We start from the raw sequence: 12,130 nt of genomic DNA on the forward strand, positions 1-12,130 counted from the left end.
AATCTAAAACTTTAAAGCTTTCTACTTAAACCATCATCAGGTCTAGCTCTCCCTCTGCTCTCCCTTGGGGTTCTGCGGGGTTGAGATAAAAATCAGACAGCAACGAGAACAGTTCGCGATCAGGTGAATCGTTGGGAACAACACCTTCGGGCTGAGCCAAAATTTGGTCAGCAATGTTGAGATAGTAGTCGCAGACATAGCTGAGTGAGGGATCGGTTTCTGCCATTTCAAATAGCGTTTTGCCTTTGACACGAGAGACGCGAATGTCTTCGATTAGCGGCAAGATTTCCAACACGGGCATGGGTACAGAATCAATGTATTTGTCGATTAGGTCACGCTTAGAGGTGCGGTTGCCAATCAGTCCAGCTAGACGCAACGGGTGAGTCCGGGCTTTTTCACGCACTGAAGCAGCAATCCGGTTAGCGGCAAATAGGGCATCGAAGCCGTTGTCAGTGACGATCATGCAGTAGTCGGCGTAGTTCAAAGGAGCAGCAAAGCCACCGCAAACCACGTCACCCAGCACATCAAACAGAATTACATCGTATTCGTCAAAGGCGTTGAGTTCTTTGAGGAGTTTGACAGTTTCTCCGACGACGTAGCCGCCGCAGCCTGCGCCTGCTGGAGGCCCACCTGCCTCGACGCAATCAACGCCGCCATAGCCCTTGTAAATTACGTCTTCGGGCCAAACATCCTCGTAGTGATAGTCCTTTTCCTGGAGCGTGTCGATGATGGTGGGAATCAAAAAGCCGGTCAAGGTAAAAGTGCTGTCGTGTTTGGGGTCACACCCAATTTGCAGCACTTTCTTCCCGCGACGGGCAAGGGCAACAGAGATGTTACAGCTTGTTGTGGATTTGCCGATTCCACCTTTTCCATAAACTGCTAATTTCACGCTGGTAATCTCCTGGTGATCTTGTTAAACGGGCTGGGATGTGACTTGTTTAGCGCTAACGTCTTGCGCCTCAGCTTCAAACTTGTCTTGGGGTTGATTGCATTATGTCGAAGCCACTTAGCAAAAGAAAGGGCCCCTAAGAATGGAACGGGGTGCTAAACAGAGCTAAGCTAAGCAACGAATAATAAGCTCTATGAGGATTACCCTAGTCCACTCTGAAAGCTTTTGAAACCCATTTGAGAGAATTTGTAACTTTGTTTTTATAGAAATTGGAACAAAAGACAAATTTTTGTTTTTCTTTAGGATTCATACAAGTACAAGATAAATTTAGGTAATTCTTACATCGCCAATGGTCTACGCCAAAGGGCACTGATTGAAGAGTGTTGCGTAGTACTCAATCTATCGCTTGTTGGGGCTTCTAGCGATCGCCAAGGGTCAGGGCAGATTTTGCCGAGTCAGGTTGAATTTTGCCGTTAAACCTTTGGTTGGTAAGGGTTTTGCCTACTAAGCTAACCCCTGTCGCATTGTGGCTATCTAAGGGATTTTCCCTGGCTTCAACCCTATAGTTGTTTCGTTCACGCTGCTAATTGTCCAGGGTAAAGCTGAGCGATCGCCTCAAAAACTACCCTGTTTTCCCCAAATTCCAATCTTGTTAAAAATAATAAATTTTGCAATTTTCTACTAACTCTTGAGCCGTCAGGGCAATAGATCAATCCTTCCAACAGAAGTATTTCCAGGATCAACAGTGGCAAACTAGAATCTCAACTAAATTAGTTGTGGATTCGGTTAATCCTACAAGTTCTACGACCGACTCATCTCATAGCTGATTTTGAACTGTTATAGAGATATAAAAAATTAGCGATCGCCCCCGTTCAACATGGTTTACGCAATCGATTTTGGCACCAGCAACACCGTCATTGCTCGTTGGAATGCAGCTACTCAGCAACCAGAAACTTTAGCTTTAGCAGATTTATCCATTCGATTGGGGCAAAACCCGCCCCTGATTCCTAGCTTGGTATACGTTGAGGATGCCGCTAGCGGCAAGGTGTTGGCGGGTCAAACAGTGCGCGATCGCGGACTGGATCTGAGCAGTGATTCTCGCTTTTTTCGCAACTTTAAACGGGGAATTGGGGCTGAGGTTCAGGGGTTTTTGCCAGAGTTAGATGGGCGAACGGTGACGCTGGAGCAAACCGGACAGTGGTTTTTAACCCAGGTGATTCAACAGCTTCAGAGTCTTGACTCGGACTTTGACTCCCTGGTCTTTACGGTTCCAGTAGACAGCTTTGAGGCATATCGCAACTGGCTGTCAGGCGTTTGTCAATCGCTGCAAGTTGAACAGGTGCGAATGCTGGATGAGCCAACTGCTGCTGCTCTGGGCTATGGCTTGACCGCAGGGGAAACGCTGCTGGTGATTGACTTTGGTGGTGGCACTCTAGATCTGTCGCTGGTGCAGCTTCAAGGCGATCGCCAATCCCAATCAAAACCAATGGGTTTCATCCTTAAATGGGGACAAAAAATGCTGACAGAATCCGGTCAGCGTCCCAAAACTGCCCGTGTTCTAGCCAAAGCCGGACAAAATTTGGGCGGTTCGGATATCGATAACTGGCTAGTCGATCACTTTGCAACCACTCAGGGCCTAGCCGTCACACCGCTGACACTGCGACTGGCAGAACGGCTCAAAGTGCAGCTATCAGAGCAAACTACAGCAACCGAAGCCTACTTTAATGACGAAACCTTTGAAAGCTACGAGTTGCAGCTAGACCGCGATCGCTTCACCGCCATTCTTCAAGAACACCAGTTTTTTGAACGATTAGACGAGTCGATGACGCAAGTGCTGCGGCAGGCAAGACGACAGGGGTTAGAAGTGGCTGATATCAATGCCGTTTTGCTAGTCGGGGGTACTGCCCAAATTCCTGCTGTGCAGGACTGGGTGAAACAGTATTTTGAACCAGAAAAAATTCGTTCAGAACGTCCATTTGAAGCGATCGCCCAAGGCGCTCTGCAAATTCATCAGGGAATTGACCTGAAAGATTTTCTTTATCACAGCTACGGCATCCGCTATTGGGATCGGCGCAACAATCGCCACAGTTGGCATCCCCTGATTAAAGAAGGACAGCCTTACCCCATGCCTGATCCGGTTGAACTGGTGTTGGGTGCATCCACTGAAAACCAGCCCAGCATCGAACTCATAATTGGTGAATTGGGGACTGAATCGGGCGGCACTGAGGTCTTTTTTGAGGGCGATCGCCTCGTCACTCGCAGCCTCGGCAGCAGCAAAACCCAGGTGCAACCGCTCAACGATCAGGCAAGCACGATTGCAAAACTCACCCCTCCCGGGTTTCCAGGTAGCGATCGGATCAAAGTGCTGTTTTGGGTAGATGGCGATCGCTTTCTCAGAATCACGGTTGAGGACTTATTCTCCGCTGAAACGCTGCTGGAGAATCGAGCAGTGGTGCAGTTGAGTTAGGGAATGGAGCGCTTACCTATCCTAAGGAAGTATGAATGACTGTTCGTATATTGGCATGATATGAAAGTCAATTTTGGTAAAAAATGATGGCAACTGTAACTCAAATGAAATGTGCTTGCGATGCTTGCGTCTGTGTAATTGCAATTGAAGACGCGGTGAAAAAAGACGGAAAGAATTATTGCAGCGATGCATGTGCAGATGGACACCCCAATGGTGAGGACTGCGGCCATCAGGGTTGCGCTTGTTAAATAGGGCGATCGCTAAATAGCTTAATAGAGCTAAGCAGGACGGGAAATGTGAAAGGCGGAGACATAAGTCAGTTGAACTGTATCACCGTTCTGCTCTAACACTTGGCGTAATTCTGCAAACAATGACTGCTTCTGCTGAGCTTCTAGCTTCAAGTAGGGCGAATAGGTATTTAACAACAGCAAGTACTGATCAACGGTGTATGTGACTTCTATTTCTATGTGCCCAGCTACCAAATCTTGGAAATAGCCGGATGCGATGGCCATTTGTCCCATTTCATTCAAAATTGCCATCTGGGTAGCACTATCTTCATAGGAGCGGTTGAGGGTCGGCTCATGGGTTTGATAAATCTCAGATAGCTGCTGATAAACCTCATATTGAGGCTGGAGTTCTTTATTCCACAGCAAAATCAGATGTCCTTCTGGGCGCAATGCTGCCGCCGCTTTCGGATAACCAATCTCTGGCGGAATCCAGTGAAATGAACTCGCTGCCAAGACTGCATCAAATGACTGGGGTGCTAACTCCCATTCTTCAAACGAGCAATTTTGCAGTTCTACTTGGGGATAAGCTGTACAAGTTTGTTGCGCTAGGTGATAGAAATCCGAATTAGGTTCTACACAGACCATGTGACAACCTAGAGCCGCAAATGCAGGAGTGGCGATCGCGGGTCCACATCCGACTTCCAGCAGCGATGAGTTAACGGAGAGTTGGGCAATATCTACAACGCGATCGATCAGCGCCTGAGGATAGCGGGGTCTGACCTGTTGATATGCTTCAGCAGCAGGCGAATACCAGTGCTTGCGTTGTTCTAAATCTCTGCCATAACACTCATTTTGAAGAGTCTGCTTTAAATCTTTCATCACACCGTAAATTATTCAGACTTAATAATAGATCTCCTGCGTGAATGGGGGTACGGCTTCGCCGCACCCCCATTCACGCTTCAAAAATGATTCATGCAGGGAGTCTATGTTCAGGTTAGCCCGAAGTCTGCCATAAAAAAACTTTGGATGCACCAAACAATGTTTAGTACATCCAAAGTTTATACAGAAAAGGAATTGTTTCCTTAACGAGGCAAATAGGCCATCGGGTTGACCGTTCCCTGATTAGGTAGGTGAACCTCAAAGTGAAGGTGTGGACCCGTGCTGTAGCCCGTGCTGCCAACCTCAGCAATTTGCTGACCCTGCTCGACTTCCTGTCCAGCGCGAACCAGGTTGCGGCTGTGGTGAGCGTAGCGGGTCATGCTGCCATCAGCATGGCGAATTTCAACCATGTTGCCGTAGCCACCAGAGTTCCAGCCAGAAGACTCAACCACACCAGGTGCTGCTGCCACAACAGGCGTACCTGTTGGCGCACCAATGTCAATTCCCCGGTGCATTCTACCCCAGCGCCAGCCATAGCCAGAGGTCAACGTGCCTCTTGCAGGCCAGAGATAGCCGTTGAAGGAAGCCGCTCCATCAGGTAAGTAAGCTTCTGCTCCCGGCAGGGGTGGCAGGTCAGGAGAAACCATCCGTCCCGTAATAGGTTGGGTAAGCGGCTGATAGTTCTGAGAACCCAAGGGTGCAACAGCAACGAGTTCCTCTTCTGTTTGCGGCTCTGTTTCAGAGGATGGCAGAGTCGCTACTTCAGTGGGCTGAGTACTAACTGAATTGCTTACCGGAACCTGAGCAACTTGATTGCGTCTTTCTTCCTGTAACCTGCGAATTTCTGCTTGGAACGCTTCTGTATATCGATCTGGGCTAAATTCTGGATTGATATCACTAGAAGGGTTAGGCAGTTCGGTCAGTGAATCTGGAGCGCCTGTTGGGGCGGTAGCAACCAGTGTAGATTGTTCAACTTCAACTTCAGCCGTTTCAGTTTGGTAGCGATCGCGCAGGTCTCTGATTTCAGTCATCAGATTCTGCACGTAGGGACTTGTTCCCGACGGAGCGCTAGCTACTTCGGTTCCGACTGATGCTTCAGCGGGTGCAGCATCAGTAGGTACAGCTGCAACTTGTTCAGATTGTTCAAGCTGCTTATCGGCTGAATCATCCGAAGGTAGGCTTCCTCCGACCGCAGGCAATGCAGTAGGTTCAGAAGAGGCAATCAAAACGGGAGTTGGTACTGTTGGGACGGAAACAATGGGTGCAGAGGTTGACTCTGGAGCAAATTGCTCAGGTAGTACATTCGTAGGAGCGGTTACCGTAGGTACTGAAACTGTTGCACCAGGTACAGCAATCTCCTCGGCGTTAGCTTCCAGCCCTGAGTTTGTGGGGATATCAAGTTCTTGACCCACAAAAATCAGGTTTGGATCGCTCAAATGGTTAGCACTAACTAGCTCTGACCTTGAGATGCCATAGGTGCGGGCAATCTCACTTAAAGTTTCACCTGAACCTACCTGATGAACCGTCAGCGCAGTTTCTAGCGGAGCTTCCGGCTTGATCTGTACCTCGGGTTGAACTGTTGTCGATTCGGGTTGAGCTAATGTTGCGGACAAGTCAGATGCACCTGAGTTCACCGTTGGGATAGAACTCGGAACCGGACTTGCTAATGCGATCGGCTCGGATTGAGGAATCGCCAGGGACTGATTGACTCGCAGCCAGTTAGGGTCAACCAGTTGATTAACTTCTGCTAGCTCTTGCCGAGTAATGCCATGAGCGTTGGCAATCCTGTCAAGCGTATCCCCAGGCTTAACCTGATAGGTTGACAACCCAGTCGGAAGAAGAGGCTCAGCCTGTGTCAACTCGGTGGGGTCCATCAAAGGCAACTCAGCAGGTTCGACAGCAACCGAAGAGGGATTTGAAACCGCAGTTTCTGCCGCCGATGGTTGAATGGAAGACTCAACCTCTACCTCTGAAGCAACTGAATTCTGTAACTCCTCAGACCTCAACTCCGCCAGACTGTTACGCAATCTTTCTCGCTGCTGATGTAATCGCTCAAGTGCAATATCCTGCTCAGCCTTGAGTGAATCGTCGAGCGCTGCATCGGGAGCTTCTACCTGACGCAGCTGACTAAAATCGGGCGAAGAAGCGGACCGAAGCGCAGTAATTGCTTCTGGCGCAACGGGCTCAGGCACAATCGCTTCAGAAACATCACCACTATTGTTTCTGATACCGGAACCAGGAACCCAAAGCGTTTGACCTACTCGCAGGGTAGAATCGGTAGTAATACCGTTGGAAGCGGCGATCGCTTCAGCGCTAACCCCATATCTCTGAGCAATTTGCCAGAGAGTTTGCCCTTGCTGTACTACATGCTCCACTGAAGTAGCAACTACAGCAGATTCTGTTGTTCTGGGCTCTGCTGCTGCCGCTCCATCATCTTGACGGGGCAGTAGCAAGCTGGATGCGCCCATCGAAAGGGCGAGTCCAATCATTGCAGCAGAGGTACGGGCTCTGCGATTGACTCCTGGAAGAGTCCGTCTAGCTTGACCCACCACGGCCTCTATTACGAATGGGTGGCAGGAAGCAGACCTAACCTTCTGCGGAAATGCTCGTTTCAAAGAACGACCTCCTAATGACCAGCGTTATAACTGTCCTCAAGTCACTCAACCTTTTTCACCAGTCAATGACGTAAATCACAACGGGAAGAGAGCAAGATCACCGACAACGTCCGTATGCATAGGCAAGATTACCTTGCTTTTTTGGTTTAGACAAGCTTACACCAGCCGACAAAAAATTCAATACCAAGCCTCTAAGTAGAACTAATCTGTCGCAAAGTTTTTGCTCATCTGAGGCTACATTGGCGTAGCGAGTGAGATTGATGACAGTCAAGGGGTTAGTGTACACCACTCTTGCTTGAAAGCCATCAGGTAACAGCAACCAGATTATTTTTTTGTCGAAAGAAAAGTTGGCTGTAAGCCAATTTATGTCTTCCGACCTTGGTCTTGCGATCGCCAAAATACTTCTCCTGAGAGGATTCTACGGATTGAAGAGCTTTCTTGATTACGACTTGGTGAAGTACAAAAGATCTGCTCTATTGGGCTTTGTGATGCTTGAGGGTAAGACTTGAATTGGAGACTCAATTCAACACTCTGAAGGACAATAACACCCTTAACTGCTGTCTAAAAGCTTGTCATCAGGACTGATAAGAATACTTCGCTGATTTTCTTGTCTCTACTAAACTCAAAACCCAATTTTTCTATATGAATTTCTTATCGAACAGAATTGGGTTTAGTAGTGTAGAAGACTGAACAACTAGAAGTTTTTTCCGGATAGATAGCTGTGCCTAATCTCTTAATCGCTAGATAGCTTTTAAGAGAATCATTCATCTTTCAGCCTGACCAGCAAGGTTGAAACACCCAAATGAACCTTATGCACGTTGTTGTGAGCAGTAATCAGATTGTTGCTCACGCCGACTCCCCCCTCTGGTTTGGCAGGAAGCTAAGCGTACTTAAAGAAACAGGTAGATGAATGTAGATGTATCCATATAGATGCAGTTTCACATTGGTCAGGAAAACCAATGAACAGCTTTACTGAGCCTTGAAAATGGCTTGAGGTCAGGGGTTGGAGCCTATTCAAGATAACCAAGCTGCCGACGCGCCTCAAACAAACCGATTGCAGCGCTCACCGAAAGATTTAAGCTGCGAACCTGGGATTGTGCCATGGGAATATAGACCGTTTGCTGACAGGCAGACAAAACTTCTCGAGGCAATCCTGCTGTCTCGCACCCAAACAACAGCCAGTCATCAGGCTCAAACCTAAACTTAATATAACTACACACCCCTGAAGTGCTGAAGCCAATCCATCGCCCACGGCGCTGCTGGTGGTAGATCTGAAAGGCTTCAAAAGAAGCGTGGTAGTGCAAGTCAACCCATTGCCAGTAGTCCAATCCGGCGCGCTTTAGATAGCGATCGCTAATTTCAAATCCCAACGGACCAACGAGATGCAATTCTGTCCCGGTAGCGGCACAGGTTCGAGCAATGTTGCCCGTATTTGGAGGAATTTGAGGATTTACGAGAACAACTTGAGGCATGGAGCCTTTTCCTGACCCTGAATAAGCTGCTTACCAGCAAAAGGCTTAGAGGTTAAAGCTTTTGGCAACCTCATCCTATTCTTGCAAGGTATCTATATCCTGATCCGGGTAGAACCTAAATGAAAGTGGCACATCTACCCATAGAGAGACGAAGAATATAGATTTTTTTAATAAGCAGCAACAACAAATGACCAATTAGAAATTGTAAAGCTTTTGAGCGCTACTGATAGCCTAAATTAAACAACTGATTAGGCAACTAAGGGCTGACACAGTTCTTGTTCGAGCGCTTGCTCTTGTTGAGCAGCTGTCTGAATCGCCTGCTGAATCACGCTGCGGCTGTTTTGAGTTTGCTGATATAGCTCTAGCCAGCGCTGCGCTTCGTTGCCTTCTCGCAAAATTTTCTTGAGCGGCAGCAGAAAACAGCTAAAGCCCTGTTTTTTGGCGATCGCCCATACTTCCTGGTACAGTTCCGCAATCCAATCTCGCGCTAGCAGAACCCTGCCATCTTGCCAGTGCCTTAGCTCTGCGTCCAGGCTGTTTGCTGCCGCTGCCGCTTCGTTTGCGTCCGTAAGTGCAACCAGGTCTTCTGCCCGATTTGCTGCTGGAAGTGTACTACTTTCCAATGGATCAAGCGATGGGTCAAGAATAAGCTGTTGCAGTCGGGCTTCTAACAGGGTCGTGATGGCGAGTAAGGCAATCGGGTCAATTACCAGGTCGCAAATTCGGAGTTCCAATCGATTCAGGTTGTAGGGGCGGCGATCGCCATTTGGTCGCACTGATGACCAAAGATGCCTGACGTTTTGCATTGTGCCTGCGACGAGCTGCTCCTCGGTCCAGCGGACGAAGTGAGCGTGGCTTTCAAATAGCGGCACATGAGCCGGAGTTTTTGGAAAAACGCCCCAACGGGTAGAATGGTAGCCCGTCGCTTCACCATCCAAAAATGGAGAAGACGCACTTAACGCCAAATACAGAGGCGCTTCTAGCCGAACTAGGCGGCAAGCCCGCATTAGTACTTCGGGGTCGCTGATGCCGACGTTAATGTGAATGCTGGCGGTGACAACTTTGGTGCCGTAAGTATTCTCGATGTAAGCGTGATAGGGATTGGCAGGGTCAGAGCGGTAGAAGCGATCGCTCTCTCCCAACGCTAATGTGCTGCCGGGAATCAGTGTATAGTCGCCCAACTGCTTCAGGTAAGCTCTGAGCTGTCGGCGGGGACGCACCAAGTCACACAGCAGTCGTTCATAGCGGCAAAGCGGAGCCGTTGTATACTCCACATTGCGGCTATCCGGTTCGCGCACAAATCCATCCAGTGCCGCTACAATCCGGTCAGACAGCCCGACGATTTTTCCGTCTGGCGTACCTGTGTACATTTCCACTTCAAACCCTTTGGTTAGCAGCACTGTCGTTTTCTCGCTTACAAAACCTTCTCTTTAAGTATCAGGGAAAACAGGTGACTGCATCCGTCGATTGGTTTAGCCCGACTGCTCATTGTTTAGAACCGATGACTCAACTTACCGCCGCTGAAGCCCATCAGATTTTGAAACCGTTTGACTGTCTCAGGCGAGATGATGCTCTCTCTCGTGCTAACAAACCTCGCATTCGTGAGGCCCTGCTGACGGTCGTGCAGCTTTCGGATTATCAAATTCTGGGCATCTGTGCAGACAATTTAACTGAAGGACAGCAAGCTCTCAAAGCTTACTCGGCCGCTTTGGGATACGCGCCTGAGTTGAAGGGAGGGGCGATCGCAGACGCGGTCTACATCAAATTCAACCCTAAATCTGGCTTGTGCTACGCCGAGGCTTACACAGGTGAGTATCGTGGTGTTTTGGTCTCCTGCCAATCTGCCTATGAGTCAGGCGTTAATGAGATGTATGGGCACCTACCGCTTGATCTGTTTGAAAACTAGATGATTCCTTAGACCTTCTGCATGAATGGGGCGCAGCGAAGCCACGCCTCCATATCACGCTTCAAAAAATGGTTCGTGCAAGGCATCTATTTTCTTGAAGCTAGAAATAGCCCTACCAGACAAAGCAGAATGCCGACTAGGTTAACCCTAGAAACATTCTCTTTGAGGAAAAATATCCCAATGGGAACCAGGAAAATGGTTGCAGCGACCGTTGCAAATACCCCTGCGATGCTGGTATCCCACCCGGCTCGGTAGACCAGTAGAAAACCCAGTTCAACAACAACAATCACGACCCCAAAGCAGGATGCTGATAGCAGGGAATCTTTGACCGCAGTCGTGCCAAAGGGTGTCACCAAATAAATTACAGTGCTTAGTAGAGCGGCTACGCAGTAAGCCATTGCCAGAATTAGGAATGGGCTAACGGAGTGTGGTTGCAACTTGACCGCTAGATGGTAAAGCACCACGCCCACAATTGCTAAGCTCATTGAGCCGATAAATCCAAACAATTTTTGTCTCCTGCTCTTTGAACTGGTCTGAGCATAGGGTGAGGGCGATCGCCCTGTCTTCCCAATTCCTCCCAGAAATGTCGAAATTCTCCGATCTGCTTAAAGAGAATTTCTGTAAGCTTTGGGTGTTACCTTCACATATTTACGGAAGACGCTAGTGAAATGGCTTTGATTTTGGAAGCCGACTTGTTGAGAGATGTCGGCGATCGCCAATTCTCGCTGAGCTAACAAATGCTTTGCCCTCTCGATTCGGCAACTCAGTACGTATTGGTGGGGAGTTTGTCCGGTGGATTGCTTGAATAAGCTGGCAAAGTAGTGGGGACTCATCTGAACGACGGCAGCAATCTCAGAGAGGCTCAAGTTTTGGTCAAGATGAGCTTGAAGGTGGGCGATTGTCACCTTTAACTTGAATAAAGATAATCCGCCTGCATAGGACTGAATTGCTGCCTTTTGGGTTGTGTAATGCTTGAGCAAATGAACAACTAACGCATTAACCATTGTCTCTACATAAAGACGGTTTGCCTCAAGCAAGGCACCCCCTCCCCCAACAGCAATCGATGATTCTAAGGATGTTCTCAGCGCTAATCCAATGTGCTGAATCAAAGGGTCTTGAGCAGTGCGGTAAGGCAGAATTTCAAGGCGATCGGGGTTAATCGATTCATAAACAGCCTGACTGAACAAAGTAGGGTCAAGATTCAGCTCAAGAAACTCAAAATCTTTCCTCCAACGCTGTTTCTGAGGGCAGCCAGCAGGATAAATACTGATATCGCCGTAGACAAAATGCTCTTGCCGAAAACGTCCTTCCCACCACTGCTCTTCTATCCCAGACGAGCCAAGGTGAATACTGATGGTATGTTGAGCGGGACAATATTCCGGCGTTTCATGAGCAGGTTGCTGATAATGCCCCAAGTGAATTCTTTCCCAAGCTGCTTGCCGGCTGGAAAGAATAGGCAGGCGAGAAAAGACCTGTAGAATACCGTCGTCCTGCGTGAAATCAATTTTTAAGGACTGCGTTGGAGAGGGCTGCATCGCGATTGAGTCCCAATTAAGGATGTTTGAAGCTTAGCGAATGTCCTCTGTGAAGGTGCAGCATTACTCGTTGACCTGGTTCTCATACTGCAACAGCAAAGGAACTACTGATAGCCTTAGTAGCGCAACGGGAACATTTA

General features: G+C 48.5%; 10 protein-coding genes. 3 read left to right on the forward strand and 7 right to left on the reverse strand.

Annotated features, from left to right (window positions below; genetic code table 11):
* Positions 1 to 25: 25 nt before the first annotated feature.
* On the reverse strand, positions 26 to 889 hold the full coding sequence (bchL, locus tag H6G00_RS09985; protein ID WP_190641165.1) for a ferredoxin:protochlorophyllide reductase (ATP-dependent) iron-sulfur ATP-binding protein: 864 nt from the start codon (positions 887 to 889) through the stop codon (positions 26 to 28).
* A gap of 877 nt (positions 890 to 1,766) precedes the next feature.
* On the opposite strand from bchL, the gene H6G00_RS09990 reads away from it, so the two are divergent.
* Together H6G00_RS09990 and H6G00_RS09995 are read left to right on the forward strand one after the other, a co-directional pair.
* Positions 1,767 to 3,356, forward strand: a complete 1,590-nt coding sequence (locus H6G00_RS09990; RefSeq protein WP_190796605.1) for an Hsp70 family protein — start codon at positions 1,767 to 1,769, stop codon at positions 3,354 to 3,356.
* An 86-nt stretch (positions 3,357 to 3,442) separates the two neighbouring features.
* Positions 3,443 to 3,604: a metallothionein gene (locus tag H6G00_RS09995; RefSeq protein WP_190796606.1), complete on the forward strand. Its 162-nt coding sequence runs from the start codon at positions 3,443 to 3,445 to the stop codon at positions 3,602 to 3,604.
* Positions 3,605 to 3,634: 30 nt separating this feature from the next.
* Here H6G00_RS09995 and H6G00_RS10000 read toward each other — a convergent pair whose 3' ends face one another.
* From H6G00_RS10000 to gshA, 4 genes are all read right to left on the reverse strand, one after another.
* On the reverse strand, positions 3,635 to 4,462 hold the full coding sequence (locus tag H6G00_RS10000; RefSeq protein WP_190796607.1) for a class I SAM-dependent methyltransferase: 828 nt from the start codon (positions 4,460 to 4,462) through the stop codon (positions 3,635 to 3,637).
* Positions 4,463 to 4,665: 203 nt separating this feature from the next.
* Complete coding sequence (locus tag H6G00_RS10005; RefSeq protein ID WP_190796608.1) at positions 4,666 to 7,011, reverse strand: LysM peptidoglycan-binding domain-containing protein; 2,346 nt, start codon at positions 7,009 to 7,011, stop codon at positions 4,666 to 4,668.
* 1,076 nt (positions 7,012 to 8,087) lie between these two features.
* Complete coding sequence (locus tag H6G00_RS10010; RefSeq protein WP_190641170.1) at positions 8,088 to 8,549, reverse strand: tRNA (cytidine(34)-2'-O)-methyltransferase; 462 nt, start codon at positions 8,547 to 8,549, stop codon at positions 8,088 to 8,090.
* 248 nt (positions 8,550 to 8,797) lie between these two features.
* Positions 8,798 to 9,949: a glutamate--cysteine ligase gene (gshA, locus tag H6G00_RS10015; protein ID WP_190796609.1), complete on the reverse strand. Its 1,152-nt coding sequence runs from the start codon at positions 9,947 to 9,949 to the stop codon at positions 8,798 to 8,800.
* A gap of 101 nt (positions 9,950 to 10,050) precedes the next feature.
* Here gshA and H6G00_RS10020 point away from each other — a divergent pair, with 101 nt between their 5' ends.
* Entirely contained in the window at positions 10,051 to 10,455 is a 405-nt protein-coding gene (locus H6G00_RS10020) for a DUF1824 family protein (RefSeq protein ID WP_190796658.1), read from the forward strand.
* 86 nt (positions 10,456 to 10,541) lie between these two features.
* Here the strand turns inward: H6G00_RS10020 and H6G00_RS10025 are convergent, their stop codons facing one another.
* Both H6G00_RS10025 and H6G00_RS10030 read right to left on the reverse strand, forming a co-directional pair.
* Positions 10,542 to 10,940, reverse strand: a complete 399-nt coding sequence (locus tag H6G00_RS10025) for a hypothetical protein (RefSeq protein WP_190680003.1) — start codon at positions 10,938 to 10,940, stop codon at positions 10,542 to 10,544.
* Between the two features lie 120 nt (positions 10,941 to 11,060).
* Positions 11,061 to 11,990: an AraC family transcriptional regulator gene (locus tag H6G00_RS10030; RefSeq protein WP_190796610.1), complete on the reverse strand. Its 930-nt coding sequence runs from the start codon at positions 11,988 to 11,990 to the stop codon at positions 11,061 to 11,063.
* Positions 11,991 to 12,130: the final 140 nt, after the last annotated feature.

The sequence above is a fragment of the Leptolyngbya sp. FACHB-541 genome (assembly GCF_014695875.1).
GTDB lineage: Bacteria > Cyanobacteriota > Cyanobacteriia > Elainellales > Elainellaceae > JAAUTN01.